Raw genomic sequence first — 19719 nt, forward strand, 5'->3', positions numbered from 1 at the left:
GTCCAGATGCTCCATTTCCCCGTTTGGAAGCGCGTTCTGATCTGGGGCATCTGTGCCCTCGCGATCCTCTATGCCGCGCCCAACTTCTTCTACAGCCGCGTCGAAAGTCACAATGATGCGGTCGCCGCCATCGAGAAGGCCGGGGGAACCGCCACTCCCGAGCAGACGGCGGCGGTGGGGCTCTGGCCCGAATGGCTGCCTTCGAACATCGTGAACCTCGGCCTCGACCTGCGCGGCGGCGCGCATCTTCTGGCCGAGGTCCGGGTCGAGGACGTCTATGCCGCGCGCATGGACGGGCTCTGGCCGGAGGTGCGCGACGCGCTCCGCGGCCTGCGCGATCAGGTGGGCTCGATCCGGCGGCAGACCGCGCCGGCGGGCGAGCTTCGGGTGGCGATCTCGCGCCCCGAGGGGATGCAGGCGGCGCTCGAGGCCGCGCGCAGGCTGGCCCAGCCCGTGGTGTCCTTCACGGGCATGGGGCAGAACGACATCGAGATCTCGAGCCAGGGCGACGTGCTGGTGATCCGCCTGACCGACGCCGAGAAGACGGCGATGGACAGCCGGACGGTGCAGCAGAGCCTCGAGATCATCCGCCGCCGTGTCGACGAGGTCGGCACGCGCGAGCCCACCATCCAGCGCCAGGGCGAGGACCGGATCCTGATCCAGGTGCCGGGCATCGGCTCGGCTGCCGAGCTGAAGTCGCTCATCGGAACGACGGCGAAGCTGACCTTCCATCCGGTGCTCGGCCGCACCGCCGACGCGCAGAGCAGCGCGAGCGGCGATCTCGTGCTGCCGGCGGCCAACGAGCAGGGGATCTTCTACGTCCTCGACCGCTCGCCCGTCGTGACCGGCGAGGAGCTCGTCGACGCCCAGCCCTCGTTCGACCAGAACAACCGCCCGGCGGTCAGCTTCCGCTTCAATCCCTCGGGGGCGCGGGCCTTCGGCGACTATACGGCGCAGAACATCGGCAAGCCCTTCGCGATCGTCCTCGACAATGAGGTGATCTCGGCCCCGGTGATCCAGGCGCATATCGCGGGCGGCTCCGGCATCATCACCGGCAACTTCTCGGTCGAGGAATCCACCGAGCTCGCCGTCCTCCTGCGCGCAGGCGCGCTGCCGGCCGAGATGACCTTCCTCGAGGAACGGACCATCGGCCCGGAACTCGGGCAGGATTCGATCGACGCCGGCCGGACGGCCGCCATCGTGGGCATGATCGCCGTCGTGGCCTTCATGATCGCGAGCTACGGCTGGTTCGGCGTGCTGGCCAACATCGCGCTCGCCATCAACATGCTGGCGATCATCGCGCTCCTGTCGGTGGTGGGGGCGACCCTGACGCTGCCGGGCATCGCGGGCATCGTGCTGACCATCGGCGTGGCGGTGGATGCGAACGTGCTGATCTACGAACGGATCCGCGAGGAGCTGAGGCAGGGCAAGCAGCCGGGCCGCGCCATCGAACTCGGCTTCGAGAAGGCCCTGTCCGCCATCGTCGATGCCAACGTCACCACCTTCCTCGTGGCACTCATCATGTTTCTCGTGGGGGCCGGGCCCGTGCGCGGCTTTGCCGTGACGCTGACCATCGGCATCTTCACGTCGGTCTTCACGGCCGTCTACGTCACCCGGATCCTGATCGCCACCTGGTTCGCCTGGCGGCGGCCGCGCACCATCGTCGTCTGAGGAGCTCCCATGGCTTTCCGCCTCAAACTCTGCCCCGAAAAGACGAACATCGACTTCTTCTGGGCCGCGCCGGTCACCTTCGGCTTCTCGGTCTTCCTGATGGCGGCCTCGCTCGTGGCCTGGCTGACGCTGGGGCTGAATTTCGGGATCGACTTCCGCGGCGGCACGACGATCCGGACGGAATCGACACAGGCCGTGGATGTGGCCGCCTATCGCGCCGCCCTCGAGGGGCAGGATCTTGGCGACATCTCGATCACCGAGGTCTTCGATCCCGGCTTCCGCGCGGATCAGCACGTCGCCATGGTCCGCATCGGCGCACAGGACGCGACCCAGTCGATCACGCCCGAGCAGATCGGACAGGTCGAGGAGGCGCTGAAGACCGTCGATCCGTCCATCACCTTCCCGTCCGTCGAGTCGGTGGGGCCGAAGGTCTCGGGCGAGCTGATCCGGTCGGCGATCCTGGCGGTCGCCGCCGCCTGCGCGGGCATCGCCGTCTATATCTGGCTCAGGTTCGAATGGCAGTTCGCCCTGGGCTCGGTGGCCGCATTGATCCACGACGTGCTGGTGACGATCGGCGTCTTCGCGCTGTTCCAGATCAAGTTCGACCTGACGACGGTCGCGGCCCTCCTCACCGTTCTCGGCTATTCGATCAACGACACGGTGGTGGTGTTCGACCGGCTGCGCGAGAACCTCGTCAAGTACAAGACCATGCCGCTCCGCGACGTGATGAACCTCTCGGTCAACGAGACGCTGAGCCGGACGATCATGACGCTGATGACCACACTCATCGCGCTCGTGTCGCTTCTCGTCTTCGGCGGCGACGTGATCCGCGGCTTCGTCTTCGCCATCACCTTCGGCGTGGTGATCGGGACCTATTCCTCGGTCTACATGGCCAAGAACATCGTGCTCTATCTCGGCGTGGACCGGGGTGGGCCGAAGAAGGACAGCAAGGCGGGCACTCAGTTCGCCAATATCGACGCCTGACCGGACGGGCGGCCCGCAAGGCCGCCCAATCCCGTTCAGGGCTCTGGTACCCGTTCCGTTCCGGTCGCGTCCGTGCCTGACCGACTGCCGTGCGACTGCGGCCCCGCCGGGCCGCGAGGGTCGCCGCCCATGCCCGACCGGCGCCAAAGGCGCGGTCCGAAGCGGAGGATGCGCCATGCGCCTGACCGAGATCACCTACGACAGCGCCCAGCCCGTCGAGGGCTACGGGCCCGGCTATTTCCGCATCGGCGGCGAGGTGCTGGAGGGTGCCTGCCTGATCTCGCCCTGGGGGGCGGGGCCCTGGGGCGGGCTCGAGGACATGGCCGGACCCCTCGCGCTGATCGACCGGATCGACGTGCTCTTCGTGGGCATGGGCGCGGACGTGGCCCATGTGCCGCAGGCCTTCCGGGCGGCGCTGGAAGAGGCCGGGATCGGCGTCGAAGCCATGTCCTCCCCCGCCGCCTGCCGCACCTACAATGTGCTGCTTTCGGAAGGCCGCCGCGTGGCCATCGCGCTTCTGCCGGTCTGACGCGCGCCGCAAAGGCCGCCGCCCCGAAGCCCTTCCGCCGGCGCGGCTTATGCGCTAGGGCAGGCCCATGGATCTGACCGTCACCAACCTCGCCTGCGCCCGCGGCGGCGTGACCGTGCTCGAGCGCGTGAGCTTCCGGCTCTCGCGCGGCGCGGCGCTGATCCTGCGGGGGCCGAACGGCATCGGCAAGACGACGCTCCTGCGGACGGTGGCGGGGTTGCAGCCGGCCGTGGCGGGCGAGATCTCGATGCCGCCCGAGGCCGTGGCCTATGCCGCCCATGCCGACGGGCTGAAGGCCACGCTGACGGTGGCCGAGAACCTCGCCTTCTGGGCGGCGATCTACGGCACCGACCGCGCCGCCCGCGCCATCGAGCGGATGAACCTCGCGGCACTGGCCGACCGGCAGGCGCAGAACCTGTCCGCCGGACAGAAGCGGCGGCTGGGGCTCGCGCGGCTTCTGGTGACGGGTCGCCCGCTCTGGGTGCTGGACGAGCCCACCGTCTCGCTCGATGCGGCCTCGGTGGCGCTCTTCGGCGACGTGGTGCGCACGCATCTGGCCGAGGGAGGTGCTGCGCTGATGGCCACCCACATCGATCTCGGACTGGCCGAGGCGGAGGTGCTGGATCTGGCGCCCTACCGCGCCGAGACGCCGGCCGGCACCGAGCCCGCCGACGATCCCTTCGCCGGGGTGACGGCATGATCGCGCTTCTCCTCCGGGACCTGCGGCTCGCGCTGCGGGCGGGCGGCGGCTTCGGCCTGGGCCTCGCCTTCTTCCTGCTGGTGGCCGTCCTCGTGCCGCTCGGCGTCGGGCCCGAGCCTGCGACGCTGGCGAAGATCGCGCCCGGCATCCTCTGGGTCGGCGCGCTCCTGGCCTGTCTTCTCTCGCTCGACCGGATCTTCGCGCTCGATCACGAGGACGGATCGCTCGATCTCCTCGCCACCGCCCCCATCCCGCTCGAGGGGGTGGTGGCGGTGAAGGCCTGCGCGCACTGGATCGTCACCGGCCTGCCGCTGACGCTGGTCTCGCCGCTGCTCGGGCTCCTGATGAACCTGCCGGCCGAGGGCTATCCGCTGCTTCTGGCCTCGCTCGCCATCGGCACGCCGGCGCTCTCGGTGATCGGCACCTTCGGCGCGGCCCTCACCGTCGGGCTGAAGCGGGGCGGGCTCCTGCTCAGCCTCCTCGTGCTGCCGCTCTATGTGCCGACCCTCGTCTTCGGGGCCGAGGCGGTGCGGCGCGGTGCGCTCGGCATGGATGTCGCGACCCCATTCCTCCTTCTCGGAGGCATCACGGCGGGTGTCGCGGCCCTGCTACCTTTCGCCTCAGCAGCCGCCGTTCGGATAAATCTCCGGTAACGAACTCGCGGCTTGAATCCACGACGGGAACCGCCTAGCTCCATGGCCATGTCGATCTGGGAATACGCCAACCCGAAGAAGTTCATGGAGACCTCCTCCATCGCGCTGCCCTGGGCCACGGGCGGGGCGCTGCTCTGCCTGATCGTGGGGCTGGTCTGGGGATTCTTCTTCACGCCCGACGACTTCAAGCAGGGCTCGACCGTCAAGATCATCTATCTGCATGTGCCCTCGGCGCTGATGGCCATCAACGCCTGGCTCATGATGCTGGCCGCCTCGCTGATCTGGCTGGTCCGCAGGCACCATGTCTCGGCCCTGGCCGCAAAGGCCGCGGGGCCCGTCGGGCTGACCTTCACCCTGGTCGCGCTGGTCACCGGCGCGGTCTGGGGGCAGCCGATGTGGGGCACCTGGTGGGCCTGGGATCCGCGGCTGACCTCGTTCCTGATCCTCGCGCTCTTCTACCTCGGCTATATCGCGCTCTGGCAGGCGGTCGAGAACCCGGATACGGCGGCCGACCTCACCTCGGTCCTCTGCATCGTGGGCTCGGTCTTCGCAGTGCTCAGCCGCTATGCGGTGAACTTCTGGAACCAGGGCCTGCATCAGGGCGCCTCGCTCTCGCTCGACAAGGAGGAGAACGTGGCCGACGTGTTCTATTTCCCGCTGCTCGTCTGCATCGCGGGGTTCGTCCTCCTGTTCCTGACGCTCGTGCTCCTGCGCACCCGGACCGAGATCCGCGTGCGCCGCGTGCAGGCGCTTCTCGCGCGGGAGCGCATGGCATGATCCCCGATCTCGGCAAATATGCGGTCTCGGTGCTGACCGCCTACGGCGCCTCGATCGCGCTTCTTGCGGGGCTGGTGGCGCTGTCGCTCTGGCGCGGCGCGCGGGTGCGGCGGATGCTCCGCGAGGTGGAGCAGCGGCAGGGGCGCATCGATGGCTAAGGTTCTGATGTTCGTGCCGCCCGTCCTCTTCGCCGGGCTCGCCGCCATGTTCTTCGTGGGCATGCAGCGCGAGAATCCCGACGAACTGCCCTCGGCGCTGGCGGGAAAGCCCGCGCCCGCGGTCCGGACCGAGCCCTTGGGCGACCATCCGCCGTTCGAGGATGCGATCCTGCGCGCGCCGGGCGTGAAGCTCGTGAACTACTGGGCCAGCTGGTGCGCCCCCTGCCGGGTCGAGGCGCCGACGCTCGAGGCGCTGGCCGCCGACGGGGTCGAGATCCACGGCGTGAACTACAAGGATAAGCCCGAGAATGCCGAGGCCTTCCTGGCCGAGCTGGGCAACCCCTACGCCACGCTGGGCGCCGACGCCTCCGGCCGGATGGCCCTCGACTGGGGCGTCTATGGCGTGCCGGAAACCTATGTGATCGACGGCAAGGGCCGCATCGTGCTCCGCTTCCCGGGTCCCGTCACCGAGCGGGTGCTCGAAGAGACGATCCGCCCCGCCATGGAGAAGGCGGCCGCAGCCGCCCGGTAACTCCCGACAGACTGGCACCTCCCGGCCCCATCGGCTCCCGGGCGCATGGGCCGCCCGTCCGCGCGCCCTTTCATTCTGGCCCAAATATCCCCGCCGGAGGCTCCGACGCCGGACCGCAGCGGCGTCTCCCACCGCTGGAGCGCCAAAGAAACGCCCCGGCCAGCCGACCGGGGCGTCTCTCGGATCCCTGCGAGGGTCTCAGACCGAGGCGAGGTCGCGCAGCACGTAATGCAGCACGCCGCCGTGCTCGACATATTCGATCTCGATCTCGGTATCGATCCGGCACTTGAGCTGGATCGTCTTCACCGTGCCGTCGCCGTAGGTGATGGTGCAGGGCACCAGCGACAGCGGCTTCAGATCGCCGGAGAGGCCCTGGATCGAGACCGTCTCGTCACCCTTCAGGCCCAGCGACTTGCGGTTCTGGCCTTCGGTGAACTCGAACGGGATCACGCCCATGCCGACGAGGTTCGAGCGGTGGATGCGCTCGAAGCTCTCGGCGATGACCGCCTTGACGCCCAGAAGCGCCGTGCCCTTGGCCGCCCAGTCACGGCTGGAGCCCGCACCATATTCGATGCCGCCGAAGAGGACGAGCGGGGTGCCCGCCGCCTGATAGGCCATCGAGGCGTCGAAGATCGAGGTCTGCTGCCCGTCCGGCCCGAGCGTGTAGCCGCCCTCGACCCCGTCCAGCATCTCGTTCTTGATGCGGATGTTGGCGAAGGTGCCGCGCATCATCACTTCGTGGTTGCCGCGCCGCGAGCCGTAGGAGTTGAACTCGCGCGGCGAGACCTGCCGCTCGACCAGATATTTCCCGGCCGGCGTGCTCTCCTTGAACGAGCCCGCGGGCGAGATATGGTCGGTGGTGATCATGTCGCCGAGGAGCGCAAGGACGCGCGCGCCGGTGATGTCGGTGATGACGCCCGGCTCCTTCGACATGTTCTGGAAGTAGGGCGGGTTCTGGATGTAGGTCGAGCTCGCCGGCCAGTCGTAGGTCTGGCTGTCCGTGGTCGAGACCGACTGCCACTTGGCATCGCCCTTGAAGACATCGGCATATTTCTTCTGGAAGGCCTCGCGGGTCACGGTCTTCTCGACCAGCTCGGCGATCTCGGCGTTGGTGGGCCAGATGTCCTTGAGATAGACCGGCCCGTTCGTGCCCATGCCGATGGGCTCCGAGGTCAGGTCGATGTTCATGTCGCCGGCCAGCGCATAGGCCACCACCAGCGGCGGCGAGGCGAGGTAGTTCGCCCGCACGTCGGGGCTGATCCGGCCCTCGAAGTTCCGGTTGCCCGAGAGCACGGCGGCGGCCACGAGGTCACCCTCGTTGATGGCGGCCGAGATCTCCGGCTGCAGCGGGCCCGAGTTGCCGATGCAGGTGGTGCAGCCGTAGCCCACGAGGTTGAAGCCCACCGCGTCCAGATCCTCCTGCAGGCCCGCGGCCTCCAGATATTCGGACACGACCTGCGATCCGGGCGCGAGCGAGGTCTTGACCCACGGCTTGCGGTTCAGCCCCAGCGCGCGCGCCTTGCGGGCGACGAGGCCGGCGCCGATCAGGACATAGGGGTTCGAGGTGTTGGTGCAGGAGGTGATCGAGGCGATCACCACCTTGCCCGAGGACATGGTGTAGTCTTCGCCCGCGACGGGCACTTCCTTGCCCACCGGGCGCTTGAAGCTCGTCTCCATCTCCCGCGCGAACGAAGCCTTGGCGTCGGTCAGCGGCAGGTAGTCCTGCGGGCGTTTCGGGCCCGAGATGGCGGGCACGATCTCGCCCATGTCGAGATGCAGCGTGTCGGTGTAGATCGGCTCGTAGGAGGCGTCGCGCCACAGGCCGTTGGCCTTGGCATAGGCTTCGACCAGCGCGATGCGCGACTCGTCCCGGCCCGTCTGGCGCAGGTAGCGCAGCGTCTCGCCGTCGATCGGGAAGAAGCCGCAGGTCGCGCCATATTCCGGGGCCATGTTGGCGATGGTCGCGCGGTCCGCGAGCGGCAGATGGTCGAGACCCTCGCCGTAGAATTCGACGAACTTGCCCACCACGCCCTTCTTGCGCAGCATCTGCACGACCTTCAGCACGAGGTCGGTGGCCGTCGTGCCTTCGATCATTTGGCCGGTCAGCTTGAAGCCCACGACCTCGGGGATCAGCATCGAGACCGGCTGGCCCAGCATCGCGGCCTCGGCCTCGATCCCGCCCACGCCCCAGCCGAGGACGGCCAGACCATTGACCATCGTGGTGTGCGAATCGGTGCCCACCAGCGTGTCCGGATAGGCCACTTCCATCCCGTCCTGGTCACGGTCGGTCCAGACCGTCTGCGCGAGATATTCGAGGTTCACCTGGTGGCAGATGCCGGTGCCCGGCGGCACCACGCGGAAGTTGTTGAACGCCTTCTGCCCCCATTTGAGGAAGGTGTAGCGTTCCATGTTCCGCTCGTATTCGCGGTCCACATTCATCTGGAAGGCGCGCGGATTGCCGAATTCGTCGATCATGACCGAGTGGTCGATGACGAGATCGACCGGGTTCAGCGGGTTGATCTTTTGCGCGTCGCCGCCGAGCCCGAGGATGCCGTCGCGCATCGCGGCAAGGTCCACCACCGCCGGAACGCCGGTGAAGTCCTGCATCAGCACGCGGGCCGGGCGATAGGCGATCTCGCGCGGGTTCCGGCCGCCGTTCGCGCCCCATTCCGAGAAGGCGCGGATGTCGTCGACCGACACCGTCTTGCCGTCCTCGAAGCGCAGCATGTTCTCCAGCACCACCTTCAGCGCGGCGGGCAGGCGGGCGAACTGGCCGAGACCGGCTTCCTCCGCTGCCGGAATCGAGTAGTAGGCATAGCTAGAGCCGCCGACGCTGAGGGTCTTGCGGGTCTTCTGGCTGTCGTGTCCGACGGTGACGGTCATGCGGTCCTCCTGGCGCCGTGGCGAGGGTTGGGCTTGTGCTCCGCGCGCGTTTTGCCCCACCGGGCCTGGTCGCGCAAGGGAGATGGCGGTCTTGTATACCGATGTATGCCGAAAATCCAGAGCCCTTCTGCGGCTTTTTCGCGGGCGAGCCTCGCAAAACCTTGATTGGAACGGCCGAGGCAGGCAGGGCTAGAACGGGATCAGGACATTCGGGAGACTTCATGCAGATGCGATGGACGCTCGGCGCTGCTTGCGCCCTTTCTCTGGGCATTGCAGGTGTCGCCCACGGGCAGTCGCAGGCGGGGGTGGTGGTCGAGCTCTTCACCTCGCAGGGCTGCTCCGCCTGTCCGCCGGCCGATGCCTTCCTCGCCGCGCTGGCCGCCGATCCCCGCGTCATTCCGCTCGCGCTGCATGTGGATTACTGGGACTACATCGGCTGGGAGGACCAGTTCGCCGACGCCCGGTTCACGCAGCGCCAGAAATCCTACGCCCGCGCCATCGGCAGCCGCACGATCTACACGCCGCAGATGATCGTGGGCGGCACCGACCGGGTCGAGGGCAATGCGCCCGAAAAGGTCGCGGCGCTGATCCTCAAGCACATGCAGGCGGCCGAGCGCGTGGGCCTCTGGCTCGAGCGCGACGGCGACGTGCTGCGCATCCATGCCGAGGCCGACCCGCCGCTCGATGAGGCGGTGCGGGTGCAGCTCGTGCGCTACCGCCCCGAGGAGACGGTCGCCATCGAGCACGGCGAGAACGAGGGCCGCACGGTCACCTACCGCAACATCGTCACCTCGTGGGAGGTGGTGGGCGACTGGGGCGGTCAGGCGCCGCTGTCGATCGAGGCCAAGGCCGCAGGCGCCGAGCCGCTGGCGGTGATCCTGCAGAACGAAGGCCCGGGCGCGATCCTCGCCGCCGCAAGCCTGCGCTGATCGTTTCTCCGGCGAGAAGTTCCGCTTCCGCGCTTTCAGCCATGCCCGAACGGGGTGACCGCAAGGCCGCCCTATGCTCCGTCACGCGCGGCGACGCAGGAGGCAGAGACGGAGGCTCCGGGCCCCGCCTTCAACCACGCCAGACAGGGAGAGCAAGCCCGCGCTGCGCTTCCGTCACGCGAGGCGGCGCAGGAGGCGGAGGCCGAGGCTCTGGGCCGCGCCCAAGAGCAGGGCTGTCGCGGAGGCGAGAAGCGCCGCGAGGCTTGCCATCAGCGCCCGGGCGGCCTCGGACCAGCGCAGCGTCGCGCGCAGGAAGCGGGTCTTTCCCAGCATCTCGACCCGGACCACCGTCCGCGGCCCCAGAGCCTCGGCGGCGGCGGCGAAGCGGCGGGCATCGGCCGCGTCGTCGACATGGCGCAGCAGATGCAGCGTCTGTGCGGGCGGCAGGCGCGCGCCGATCCGGCCCAGACCCTCCGCCACCTCTGCCATCGGCCTGAGCGCCTCGGGCCGCAGCAGACCCGCCATGTCGCCGGTCGAGCGGACGGCCGGCAGCCGCGCCCAGTCCACCGCCGTGGCGGCGGTGCGGGTCACGAGCCGGGCGAGCGGCGGCGAGAGAAGCCGCATCCGGTGCGCCATCCGCAGAAGGCCCGCCCCCACCTTCACCGTGGCAGAGCTGCCGCCCGAGACCAGCACCGCCGCCGTGGCCCCGAGGCCCACCGTGGAGAGAGTGAGATCCACCCGGTCGACCTCGGCGCCGCTGGCCCAGGCCTGACCGGCGCGCGCCAGCCCCGCCACATCGCCTGCGGGCGTCAGCACCATGGGCGCCTGACAGAGAAGCTCGGCCGAGAGGCTGCAGGAGGCCGCGTCCCAGAGGCAGGCGAGGCAGCCCGCGGCATCCTCCCACAGCGTCTCCTCGCGCAGCTCTTCGAGACGGGCGGCGGTGTCGGGGGGCAGGGTCAGGCCCTGTTCCGCCGCCAGCTCCGCCAGCGCCTCGACGGCCACGGGGTTCGGCGGTTCCTCGGCCAGCCGCTCTGCGAGCCGGGCGAGGATCGCCTCAGGCGGAGCATGGCGGGCCATGGCCCGGTCCGAGGCGGCGCGGATCTCGTCCGCCGCCGCCTCGGTGAAGGGCGTGAGCGCGGGGTCGCGGGCGATCCGCGCAGCCGTGAGGCCGGTCGCCGCGAGCGAGCCCATCAGCGAAAGGCCGAGGACCGCCCGGGCGAGCCGCCGGATCATCTGCGCCGCGAGCGGATCATGCCGACGATGTCATGGACCTCGTCGAGCACCGGCCGGGCCAGCGCCTCGGCCCGGTCCGCGCCGTCGCCGAGGATGCGGTCGATCTCGGCGGGATCGGCCATCAGCCGGTTCATCTCGTCGCTGATCGGCGCCATGACCGACACGGCGAGCTCGGCCAGTTTCGGCTTGAACGAGCCGAACTGCGCGCCCGCGAACTCGGCCACCACCGCCTCGGGCGTGGAGCGCGAGAGGGCGGCATAGATGTTCACGAGGTTGCGCGCCTCGGGCCGCTCCTTCAGCCCCTCGATGCTGTCGGGCAGAGGCTCGGGGTCGGTCTTGGCCTTGCGGATCTTCTGGGTGATCGTGTCGGCATCGTCGGTCATGTTGATCCGGCTCTGGTCGGACGGATCGGACTTCGACATCTTCTTCGTGCCGTCCCGGAGGCTCATGACGCGGGTCGCCACGCCCTCGATCACGGGCTCGGTCACCGGGAAGAAATTCACGCCGAAGTCGTTGTTGAACTTGATCGCGATGTCGCGGGTCAGCTCCACATGCTGTTTCTGATCCTCGCCCACCGGCACATGGGTCGCGCGATAGGCAAGGATGTCCGCCGCCATCAGCGCGGGATAGGCGAAGAGGCCCAGCGAGGCCGCCTCGGCATTCTTGCCCGCCTTGTCCTTCCACTGCGTCATGCGGTTCATCCAGCCCATGCGGGCCACGCAGTTGAAGATCCAGGCCAGCTCGGCATGGGCCGTGACCTGGCTCTGGTTGAAGAGGATCGAGCGCACCGGATCGACGCCTGCGGCAAGGAAGGCGGCGGCGATCTCGCGGGTCTGCTGGCGCAGCTTCGCGGGGTCCTGCCAGACGGTGATGGCATGCATGTCGACGACACAATAGATGGTCTCGACCCCGTCCTTCTGCATCTCGGCAAAGCGCTTCAGCGCGCCGAGATAGTTGCCCAGCGTCAGCCCACCGGAGGGCTGGATGCCGGAGAAGACCCGGGTGGGGAAGACCTGAGGCGTTTGGACCGGCTCGGTCATGGTTGGCTCCGTCTGGTAAAAGGGTGCCATTGGCCTTATCCCCCGGGACAGGGGCCGTCAATGTGACGGCCCGCGCCAGACGGGGTGCCCCATGCGTGACAATTACAATGCCTCGCCGGTCAATCCGATGCCGGCGGTGGTCTGGTTGCTGGCCCTGCCGATCGTCGCCATGGAGGCGGTGGTGGCGCTCGGCGCGAGCGGGATCGTGGGCGGCGGCGCGGGCGCGGGCTGGCGGCTCGACGCCTGGCAGCGGTTCGCCTTCTCGCCCGACCTCATGCGGGCGATGCTCGAGACCCACACCTATCCCTGGCAGGGGATGATCCGGCTGGTCTCCTATCCGCTGGTCCATGCCACCTTTCTCCATGCGCTGATGGCGGTGGTGATCCTGCTCGCGCTCGGCAAGATGGTGGGCGAGGTGTTCCGGCCCTGGGCGGTGGCGGCGGTCTTTCTCGGTGCCGCCGTTGTCGGGGCGCTGGCCTATGCGGCGATCCCGGGCGTGCGGGCGCCGCTGATCGGCGCCTATCCGGCCGATTACGGGCTGGTGGGGGCCTTCACCTTCCTGATCTGGACGCGTCTTGCCGCGACGGGGGGCAACCAGTACCGCGCCTTCTCGCTGATCGGGATGCTGCTCGGCATCCAGCTTCTGTTCGGGCTCTTCTTCGGCGGCGGCTACGAATGGGTGGCCGATCTCGCGGGCTTCGCGACGGGGTTCCTGCTGTCCTTTGCCGTCAGCCCCGGCGGCTGGGCGCGGGTGAAGGAGAAGCTGCGCCGTCGCTGAGACCCTCCCGGCCCTCTCTGCCGGAGGCCGCTCAGGCGCGGCGGCGGAGCGACCGGAGATCCGAGAGGCGGAAGGCGCCGATGGCCGCGCCCGCGCCGAAGTAGCTCGCGATCCCCGCGGCCACGAGGGCGGCCAGACCGGGATAGCGCCATCCCGGCTCGGAGAGGAGCGGCTCGAGAAGCCCGGTCGCGCCAAAGAGCACCAGTCCCATGAACAGCGCGGCCACCACGATCCGCGGCAGCCGCGCGCGCAGCCGCTCGTCGAGGCGGCTTGCTGCGCCCATCCCGCGCGAGCCCGCCCAGAGCTGCCAGACCATGACCCAGCCCGAGACCGTGGTGGCGAGGGCGGCGGCGAGGAAGCCCATGACCGGCATCAGCCCGATGGCGAAGGCGAGGTTCACGACCATCGAGACGACCGCATAATGGAACGGCCGCCGCGTGTCCTCGCGCGCGTAGTAAAGCGGCTGCAGCACCTTGTGGAGCACGAAGGCCGGCAGCCCCAGCCCGTAGGCGCCGAGCGCCAGCGCGGTGTTCCAGGCGTCCTCCGGTCCGAAGGCGCCGCGCTGGAACAGCACCTGCGTGAGCGGCAGGGCGATCACCACCAGCGCCACGGCGGCGGGCACCGTCAGCATCAGCGCGAATTCCGTGCCGCGGTTGAACGAGGCGCGGCTTCCGGCCTCGTCCCCAGCCCGCAGCCGGCGCGAGAGGTCGGGCAGCAGCACCGTGCCGATGGCGATGCCCACGACGCCCAGCGGCAGCTGATAGAGCCGGTCGGCATAGGAGAGCCAGGCCACCGCGCCTTCGGTGAAGCTCGCGACCTGACGGCCGACGAGGAGGTTCACCTGCACCACGCCCCCCGCCAGCACGGCCGGGGCCGCGATCACGGCCAGACGCTTCAGGTCCGGCGTCAGCCGCGGCAGATGCGGCCAGAGGGTGAAGCCCAGCCGCCGCGCCGCAAACCAGGTGAAGAGGAACTGCGCCACCCCCGTCACCGGCACCGTCCAGGCAAGCGTCAGGCCCATGTCCCAGCCCTGCCGGTCGGCGATCAGCATGGCGGCGATGAACATGAGGTTCATCAGCACCGGCACGAAGCTCGCCTCGGTGAAGCGGCCGAAGGCATTGAGCACCCCCGACAGAAGCGCCACCAGCGAGATGAAGAAGATGTAGGAAAAGGCGATGCGCCCGAACTCGACCGCGAGGTCGAAGCGTGCGTCGCCCGCAAAGCCCGAGGCCATGGCAAGGACGAGCCACGGCATGAGCAGCGTGCCGAGAAGCGTGAAGACCACGAGGATCCCGGCCAGCCCCGAGAAGGCGTCGCGGGCGAAGGCCTTGGCATCCTCATGACCTTCCAGCTTCTTCGCGAACATCGGCACGAAGGCCATGTTGAAGGCGCCCTCGGCGAAGAAGCGGCGGAACATGTTGGGCAGCGAGAAGGCCACGAGGAAGGCCTCGGCCACCGGGCCCGCGCCCAGATAGGCCGCCATCATCACGTCGCGGGCAAAGCCCGCACCGCGGCTGAGCAGCGTCCAGCCGCCGACCGTCAGGAACCCGCGGGCGAGAGAGATCGGCTTCACTGCTTTGCCCGCTCCGCGCCTTCGACGATCGCCTGACGGAGCTTCTTCTCCAGCGTCTCCTGCCGGTTCTTCTGGTGCAGCTTCAAGCCGAACATGTCCTTCACATAGAAGCTGTCCACGACCTGCGCCCCGTAGGTCGCGATCACGGCAGAGGCGATGTAGATGTTGTTGGCAGCCAGCGTCCGCGTCAGGTCGTAGAGCAGGCCCGGGCGGTCGCGGGTGTCGACCTCGATGATCGTGTAGATATCCGACCCCTCGTTGTCGAAGGCGATATGGGTCGGGAAGCGGAACTGCGCCTCGCGCTTCTTCAGCTTGTCGCGGTCCTTCAGCGCCTCGCGGGCCACGACCTCGCCCTTCAGCGTCTTGTCGATCATGCTGGTCAGGCGGGGCAGGCGGCTGATCTCGTAGGGCGAGCCCTCGGAATCCTGGATCCAGAAGACGGCGGTCGCATAGCCGTCCTTGGTCGTGTAGGTCCGCGCATCGACGACATTGGCGCCCACCAGCGCCAGCGCCCCCGCAAGCCGCGAGAAGATGCCCGGATGGTCGGCCAGCGCGAAGCAGGCGCGGGTGGCGTCGCGGTCGGGATCGGGGTCGAGGTCGATGCGGATCTCGGTTTCGCCCAGGCCCCGCAGCATCCGCGCGAAGACCGCATGCGTCGCGTTCGACAGCGCCTGCCAGTAGGGGGGATAGTGGCGCGCGAGCTCTGCCCGCAGATCCTTCGGATCCCACTCCTCGAGCAGTTCGCGCAGGGCGCGCTTGGCCTCGTCGGCGCGGTTCTCGCGGTTCAGGCTCTCGAGGCCTGCATCGAGCGCCGTCACCGTGTCGCGGTAGAGCTTGCGCAGAAGCTGCGCCTTCCAGTTGTTCCAGGTGCCGGGCCCCACGCCGCGGATGTCGCAGACGGTCAGCACGGTCAGCAGGTCGAGCCGCTTCTTCGACCGCACCGCCTTGGCGAAGTCGCGCACCGTCCGCGGGTCGCCGATGTCACGCTTCTGCGCCATGTCGGACATGAGCAGGTGGTAGCGCACCAGCCATTCCACCGTCTCGCATTCCTCGGCGGTCAGGCCGAAGCGGGGTGCCACGCGGCGGGCGATCTGGGCGCCGAGGATCGAATGATCCTCGGGCCGGCCCTTGCCGATGTCATGCAGGAGCAGCGCCACATAGATCACGCGGCGGCTGATCCCGTCGGTCAGGATCCGGTTGGCGATGGGCAGCTCTTCATCCAGCTCGTGCCGCTCGATCTGGGCCAGCGTCGAGATGCACTGGATGGTGTGCTCGTCCACCGTGTAGTGGTGGTAGACGTTGAACTGCATCATCGCCACGATGCGCTCGAACTCGGGGATGAAGGCGCCGAGCACGCCCAGTTCGTTCATCCGGCGCAGCGCCCGTTCGGGATTGCCGTGGCGCAGCAGCATGTCGAGGAAGATCCGGTTCGCCTCGCGGTCGTGCTGCATCTCCTCGTCGATCAGGTGCAGGTTGGCCGCGATCAGCCGCATGGCGCCCGGATGGATCAGGAAGCCCGTGCGCAGCGCCTCCTCGAAGATGCGCAGCAGGTTCAGCTTGTCGGCGAGGAAGGCCTTGGGATCGAGCACGTCGATGCGGCCGTTCACGAGGCTGTACTCTGGCTTCAGCCGCTTCTTGCGCCGGAAGAGGCCCATGATCTTGGGTTCGCGCTTCTCGTGGCGCGCCTCGAGCTGCGCGAGGAAGACGCGGGTCAGCTCTCCCACGCGGGTGGCGTGGCGGAAATAATCCTGCATGAAGACCTCGACCCCGCGGCGGCCGCGGGTGTCGGCATAGCCCATGCGCGCGGCCACCTCGACCTGCAGATCGAAGGTCAGCTGGTCGGTCGCGCGGCCGGTGGCGTAATGCAGGTGGCAGCGCACGGCCCAGAGGAAGGACTCGGCCCGCTCGAAGGTCTCGAACTCGTCCCGCGTGAGCAGGCCCGCCGCCACGAGGCCGGAGGGCGAGGGGACGCGGTTGAGATATTTCCCGATCCAGTAGAGCGTCTGCAGGTCGCGCAGCCCGCCCTTGCCCTCCTTCACGTTGGGCTCGAGCACATAGCGCTGGCCGCCCTGCCGCTTGTGGCGCTGGCCGCGCTCCTCGAGCTTGGCGTCGATGAACTCCGCGCCCGTGCCGCGGAACAGGTCGTTCCAGAGCGTCTCGTCGAGCTCGGCCGCGAGCGGCGCGTGCCCCGCAAGGAAGCGATGTTCGAGGAGCGCCGTGCGGATGGTGATGTCCTCGCGCCCGAGGCGCAGGCAGTCCTTCACCGTGCGGCTCGAATGGCCGACCTTCAGCCGCAGGTCCCAGAGCATGTAGAGCATGCTCTCGATGACCATCTCGGCCCAGGGCGTGATCTTCCACGGGGTAAGGAAGAGCAGGTCCACGTCGGAATGGGGTGCCATCTCGGCCCGGCCGTAGCCGCCCACCGCGAGGACAGCGATGCGCTCGGCCTCGGTGGGGTTGGCCAGCGGGTGCAGCCGCTCGCAGGCCACGCGCAGTGCGGCGGTCACGAGCCCGTCGGTCAGCGCGGCCTGCGCGCGGATCAGACCGCGCGCCTCGCGCGGGCGGGCTTCGAACGTCTCGGAGAGGGCGCGGTTGCCCGCAGCCTTCGCCTCCGTCATCTGGCGCACGGCGATGGCGCGGGCGGACTTGGGGTCGAGCGGACCGGCCGCGTCGATCTCGGCCAGGATGCTGCGCGTCAGCGCCTCTGCGTCGAGAATGCGGGAGCGGGGCAGGATCAGCCCCGAGAAGAGCGGATCCTGCGCGGGGCCGGCCTCAGAAGCCGGCGCCACCGAAGCTTCGCGGCGCGGGGTCAATCACTACCACCTGATTGTTGCGGATCTGGGCGACGGCCAATCCGCGTTCGTTGGTGCCGTCGCTGCGCAGCCGGAATATGCCGTTCACGCCGACGAATCCAGAGCCTTGGGTGAGGGCGCGGCCGCTGAGCCCGTCCGAGGCGCCGCGCTTGAGAAGCGCCCCCACGGCGGCGACGCCGTCGTAGGCGAGCCCCGAGATCGGATGCGGCGCCTCGCCGTAGGCCGCGCGGTAGCGCTGCTCGTACTGGCCGTAGACGCCCGGATCGGGCAGGGCGAACCAGCCGCCCTGGACGCCCGGCAGCGAGAGGGTGGCCGAGGGAATGTCCCAGCGCGTGAGGCCGATGAAGCGGGCGGTCTCCTGCGGCAGCCCGTTCTCGCGCAGCACCTGGGTCACGAGCGGCAGCGCGCCCGCCGTGTCGGCGGTCAGGAACAGCGCCTGCGCATTGGTCACCTGCGCGCGCTCGACGATGCCCGGCGCGGCCGAGACGATGCCGTTCTGCGAGAATTCGTAGTCCATCGACGCCACGAGCGTGCCGCCGGACTGGGCCACGCCGCGCTCGATGGCGGCGCGTCCCGATTGGCCCGCCGGGGTGCGGTCGCTCACCGCCATGATGCGGCCGTTGCCCTGACGGACGGCATAGCCCGCGAGCCGGTTGGCGGTGTTCTGGAAGGTCGGCCCGAGGACGAAGACGTTGCCGCCCGCGATGTCGGGGTTGTTCGAGAAGCTGAGCACATTGACGCCGCTCGGTGCGACGGCCGCGCCCACGGCATTGGCTTCCTGCGCGAAGACGGGGCCGAGGATGATCTTCGCCCCGTCGGCCACCGCCTGCGACGCCACGCTCGCGGCCTGCGAGGGCTGGCCCGCGGTGTTGTAGACCCGAAGGTCGATCTGGACATTGCCCAGGTCGGCCGCAGCGAGGCGGGCCGCGTTCTGCAGGCTGCGGGCCAGAAGCTCGTCGCTGGCCTGCCCCGAGCCCGCCGGCACGAGAAGCGCCACCGGCACCGGTTTCGAGCTGTCCACGGCCGGGCCCCCGCCGGTCATGGCGACGGGTTCGCAGGCGGCAACGCCCAGCGCGGCAAGCGCCAGAGCGGCGCGGCCCAGCGACTTGCGGGCGCGGCTGAGAACGGACAACATGCTGGCTCCTCATCCCGTTGCAATGTTGCGACCGAGCCTATGCGGTCGCATCCGGGATGGCAACTTTGGAAGGAGCGCCCCCATGACCATCGGCGAAGCCGAGCCGGAGAGCGGCCCCGGCGGGGCCCGGCCGCTCGCGCCCGGGCTGCATTTCATCGCAACGCCGATCGGCGCCGCGCGCGACATCACGCTCAGGGCGCTCGACATCCTGCGGGCGGCCGATGTGCTGGCGGCCGAGGACACGCGGACGCTGCGCCACCTGATGGAGATCCATGGCATTCCCCTCGGCGGGCGGCCGCTCGTGGCCTATCACGACCACAACGGAGAGGCGGCGCGCCCGCGCCTCCTCCGGGCGCTCGCCGAGGGGCGGAGCGTGGCCTATGCCTCCGAGGCGGGTACGCCGCTCGTGGCCGATCCGGGCTTCCAGCTCGGCCGTGCGGCGATCGCGGCCGGCCATCCGGTGCTGGCCGCGCCGGGACCTTCGGCGGTGCTCGCCGCGCTGACGGTCTCGGGGCTGCCCACGGACCGCTTCCTCTTCGCAGGCTTTCCCCCCGCCACCGCCTCGGCGCGCCGCAAGTTCCTGGCCGAGCTCGCGCCCGTGCCCGCGACGCTGGTTCTCTACGAATCTCCCAAGCGCATTCACAAGACATTAGAGGATATGGCGGTAGTGCTGGGAGACCGGCAGGCCGCCGTCTGCCGGGAACTGACCAAGCGATTCGAGGAAGTGTCGCGGGGGCCGCTGGATCTCCTGGCGCAGGAGTTCGGCGACCGCTCCGTCAAGGGCGAGATCGTGGTGGTGGTCGACCGTGCCCCGCCGGTGCAGGCGGGGCCCGAGGATCTCGAGGCGGCGCTGATCGCGGCGCTCGGGACCATGTCGGTGAAGGAGGCCGCGGCGGCGGTGGCCGGGCAGCTCGGGCTGCCCCGGCGGGATGTCTATCAGGCCGCGCTGCGGCTGGCGGAGGAGCGATGAGCGGCGAGGTGTCCTATTACGCGGGCCAGACGGCCGAAGAGGCGGTGGCCCGGATCTACGACCGATCGGGGCGGCCGGTGGCTGCCCGGCGCTGGCGGGGGGTCTCGGGCGAGATCGATCTGATCGCCCGCGAAGGGGCCGAGGTGATCTTCATCGAGGTCAAGAAGAGCACGAGCCATGCCGCCGCCGCGGCCCGGCTCTCGCGCCGGCAGATGGACCGCATCTACGGCGCCGCCTCCGAGTTTCTGGCCGGAGAGCCGCGGGGGCAGCTGACCGCCAGCCGGTTCGACGTGGCCCTCGTCGATGCGCTGGGCCGGGTCGAGATCATCGAGAACGCCTTCGCCGCCTGATCCGGTTGCAA

The 19719-nt window shown here is 69.3% G+C and carries 18 protein-coding genes; 12 read left to right on the plus strand and 6 right to left on the minus strand.

Annotated elements, in window-relative coordinates; genetic code table 11:
• The first annotated feature begins 6 nt into the window (after nt 1-6).
• The 8 genes from secD (at nt 7) to RSP_RS01975 (ending at nt 6004) form a co-directional block, all read left to right on the plus strand.
• Nucleotides 7-1671: a protein translocase subunit SecD gene (gene secD / locus RSP_RS01940; RefSeq protein WP_002722648.1), complete on the plus strand. Its 1665-nt coding sequence runs from the start codon at nt 7-9 to the stop codon at nt 1669-1671.
• A 9-nt stretch (nt 1672-1680) separates the two neighbouring features.
• Nucleotides 1681-2655 carry a protein translocase subunit SecF gene (secF, locus tag RSP_RS01945; RefSeq protein ID WP_002722650.1) on the plus strand — a complete coding sequence of 325 codons (975 nt, stop codon included), beginning with the start codon at nt 1681-1683 and terminating at the stop codon, nt 2653-2655.
• A 175-nt stretch (nt 2656-2830) separates the two neighbouring features.
• Nucleotides 2831-3184 (plus strand): Mth938-like domain-containing protein, encoded by a 354-nt coding sequence (locus tag RSP_RS01950; protein ID WP_002722651.1) that lies wholly within the window; start codon nt 2831-2833, stop codon nt 3182-3184.
• Between the two features lie 67 nt (nt 3185-3251).
• The gene (gene ccmA, locus RSP_RS01955; RefSeq protein ID WP_011336993.1) at nt 3252-3884 is read left to right on the plus strand and encodes a heme ABC exporter ATP-binding protein CcmA; all 633 of its coding nucleotides are present in this window, start codon (nt 3252-3254) and stop codon (nt 3882-3884) included.
• The gene (gene ccmB / locus RSP_RS01960) at nt 3881-4537 is read left to right on the plus strand and encodes a heme exporter protein CcmB (protein ID WP_002722655.1); all 657 of its coding nucleotides are present in this window, start codon (nt 3881-3883) and stop codon (nt 4535-4537) included. The genes ccmA and ccmB overlap by 4 nt, the downstream gene beginning before the upstream one ends.
• A 48-nt stretch (nt 4538-4585) precedes the next feature.
• Nucleotides 4586-5314 (plus strand): heme ABC transporter permease, encoded by a 729-nt coding sequence (locus RSP_RS01965; protein WP_002722656.1) that lies wholly within the window; start codon nt 4586-4588, stop codon nt 5312-5314.
• Entirely contained in the window at nt 5311-5472 is a 162-nt protein-coding gene (ccmD, locus tag RSP_RS01970; protein ID WP_002722657.1) for a heme exporter protein CcmD, read from the plus strand. Before RSP_RS01965 ends, ccmD begins: the two co-directional genes overlap by 4 nt.
• Nucleotides 5465-6004, plus strand: a complete 540-nt coding sequence (locus tag RSP_RS01975; protein ID WP_011336994.1) for a DsbE family thiol:disulfide interchange protein — start codon at nt 5465-5467, stop codon at nt 6002-6004. Before ccmD ends, RSP_RS01975 begins: the two co-directional genes overlap by 8 nt.
• Nucleotides 6005-6202: 198 nt before the next feature.
• On the opposite strand, the gene acnA is transcribed toward RSP_RS01975, so the two are convergent.
• Nucleotides 6203-8887, minus strand: a complete 2685-nt coding sequence (gene acnA / locus RSP_RS01980) for an aconitate hydratase AcnA (RefSeq protein WP_017140063.1) — start codon at nt 8885-8887, stop codon at nt 6203-6205.
• Between the two features lie 221 nt (nt 8888-9108).
• Between acnA and RSP_RS01985 the strand changes: the two genes are divergently transcribed.
• Nucleotides 9109-9816, plus strand: a complete 708-nt coding sequence (locus tag RSP_RS01985) for a DUF1223 domain-containing protein (RefSeq protein WP_011336996.1) — start codon at nt 9109-9111, stop codon at nt 9814-9816.
• A 174-nt stretch (nt 9817-9990) separates the two neighbouring features.
• Here RSP_RS01985 and RSP_RS01990 read toward each other — a convergent pair whose 3' ends face one another.
• Together RSP_RS01990 and trpS are read right to left on the minus strand one after the other, a co-directional pair.
• Complete coding sequence (locus tag RSP_RS01990) at nt 9991-11049, minus strand: hypothetical protein (RefSeq protein WP_011336997.1); 1059 nt, start codon at nt 11047-11049, stop codon at nt 9991-9993.
• The gene (trpS, locus tag RSP_RS01995) at nt 11046-12089 is read right to left on the minus strand and encodes a tryptophan--tRNA ligase (protein ID WP_023003525.1); all 1044 of its coding nucleotides are present in this window, start codon (nt 12087-12089) and stop codon (nt 11046-11048) included. Before trpS ends, RSP_RS01990 begins: the two co-directional genes overlap by 4 nt.
• A 91-nt stretch (nt 12090-12180) precedes the next feature.
• Here trpS and RSP_RS02000 point away from each other — a divergent pair, with 91 nt between their 5' ends.
• Nucleotides 12181-12867 (plus strand): rhomboid family intramembrane serine protease, encoded by a 687-nt coding sequence (locus RSP_RS02000; protein ID WP_002722664.1) that lies wholly within the window; start codon nt 12181-12183, stop codon nt 12865-12867.
• Between the two features lie 31 nt (nt 12868-12898).
• Here RSP_RS02000 and murJ read toward each other — a convergent pair whose 3' ends face one another.
• The 3 genes from murJ to RSP_RS02015 are packed head-to-tail and all read right to left on the minus strand — an operon-like array spanning nt 12899 to nt 18388.
• A complete protein-coding gene (gene murJ / locus RSP_RS02005; RefSeq protein ID WP_011336999.1) occupies nt 12899-14440 on the minus strand; it encodes a murein biosynthesis integral membrane protein MurJ in 1542 nt (513 codons plus the stop codon).
• On the minus strand, nt 14437-17229 hold the full coding sequence (locus RSP_RS02010; protein WP_011337000.1) for a [protein-PII] uridylyltransferase: 2793 nt from the start codon (nt 17227-17229) through the stop codon (nt 14437-14439). Before RSP_RS02010 ends, murJ begins: the two co-directional genes overlap by 4 nt.
• Complete coding sequence (locus RSP_RS02015) at nt 17213-18388, minus strand: penicillin-binding protein activator (RefSeq protein ID WP_002722667.1); 1176 nt, start codon at nt 18386-18388, stop codon at nt 17213-17215. Before RSP_RS02015 ends, RSP_RS02010 begins: the two co-directional genes overlap by 17 nt.
• Nucleotides 18389-18470: 82 nt before the next feature.
• Between RSP_RS02015 and rsmI the strand changes: the two genes are divergently transcribed.
• Together rsmI and RSP_RS02025 are read left to right on the plus strand one after the other, a co-directional pair.
• Nucleotides 18471-19358: a 16S rRNA (cytidine(1402)-2'-O)-methyltransferase gene (rsmI, locus tag RSP_RS02020; RefSeq protein ID WP_011337001.1), complete on the plus strand. Its 888-nt coding sequence runs from the start codon at nt 18471-18473 to the stop codon at nt 19356-19358.
• Nucleotides 19355-19708, plus strand: a complete 354-nt coding sequence (locus tag RSP_RS02025) for a YraN family protein (RefSeq protein ID WP_002722671.1) — start codon at nt 19355-19357, stop codon at nt 19706-19708. Before rsmI ends, RSP_RS02025 begins: the two co-directional genes overlap by 4 nt.
• Nucleotides 19709-19719: the final 11 nt, after the last annotated feature.

Origin of the sequence: Cereibacter sphaeroides 2.4.1, assembly GCF_000012905.2 — a bacterium.
GTDB classification, from domain to species: Bacteria; Pseudomonadota; Alphaproteobacteria; order Rhodobacterales; family Rhodobacteraceae; genus Cereibacter_A; species Cereibacter_A sphaeroides.

What these genes read in the sequence shown, in the direction of transcription:
- RSP_RS01950 (WP_002722651.1), top strand. Translation starts at nt 2,831, where the DNA reads ATGCGCCTGACCGAGATCACCTACGACAGCGCCCAGCCCGTCGAGGGC.
- ccmB (WP_002722655.1), top strand. Translation starts at nt 3,881, where the DNA reads ATGATCGCGCTTCTCCTCCGGGACCTGCGGCTCGCGCTGCGGGCGGGC.
- RSP_RS01990 (WP_011336997.1), bottom strand. Translation starts at nt 11,049, where the DNA reads ATGATCCGGCGGCTCGCCCGGGCGGTCCTCGGCCTTTCGCTGATGGGC.
- RSP_RS02000 (WP_002722664.1), top strand. Translation starts at nt 12,181, where the DNA reads ATGCGTGACAATTACAATGCCTCGCCGGTCAATCCGATGCCGGCGGTG.
- acnA (WP_017140063.1), bottom strand. Translation starts at nt 8,887, where the DNA reads ATGACCGTCACCGTCGGACACGACAGCCAGAAGACCCGCAAGACCCTC.
- RSP_RS01985 (WP_011336996.1), top strand. Translation starts at nt 9,109, where the DNA reads ATGCAGATGCGATGGACGCTCGGCGCTGCTTGCGCCCTTTCTCTGGGC.
- ccmA (WP_011336993.1), top strand. Translation starts at nt 3,252, where the DNA reads ATGGATCTGACCGTCACCAACCTCGCCTGCGCCCGCGGCGGCGTGACC.
- trpS (WP_023003525.1), bottom strand. Translation starts at nt 12,089, where the DNA reads ATGACCGAGCCGGTCCAAACGCCTCAGGTCTTCCCCACCCGGGTCTTC.
- rsmI (WP_011337001.1), top strand. Translation starts at nt 18,471, where the DNA reads ATGACCATCGGCGAAGCCGAGCCGGAGAGCGGCCCCGGCGGGGCCCGG.
- RSP_RS02025 (WP_002722671.1), top strand. Translation starts at nt 19,355, where the DNA reads ATGAGCGGCGAGGTGTCCTATTACGCGGGCCAGACGGCCGAAGAGGCG.
- RSP_RS02015 (WP_002722667.1), bottom strand. Translation starts at nt 18,388, where the DNA reads ATGTTGTCCGTTCTCAGCCGCGCCCGCAAGTCGCTGGGCCGCGCCGCT.
- RSP_RS01965 (WP_002722656.1), top strand. Translation starts at nt 4,586, where the DNA reads ATGTCGATCTGGGAATACGCCAACCCGAAGAAGTTCATGGAGACCTCC.
- ccmD (WP_002722657.1), top strand. Translation starts at nt 5,311, where the DNA reads ATGATCCCCGATCTCGGCAAATATGCGGTCTCGGTGCTGACCGCCTAC.
- secF (WP_002722650.1), top strand. Translation starts at nt 1,681, where the DNA reads ATGGCTTTCCGCCTCAAACTCTGCCCCGAAAAGACGAACATCGACTTC.
- RSP_RS01975 (WP_011336994.1), top strand. Translation starts at nt 5,465, where the DNA reads ATGGCTAAGGTTCTGATGTTCGTGCCGCCCGTCCTCTTCGCCGGGCTC.
- secD (WP_002722648.1), top strand. Translation starts at nt 7, where the DNA reads ATGCTCCATTTCCCCGTTTGGAAGCGCGTTCTGATCTGGGGCATCTGT.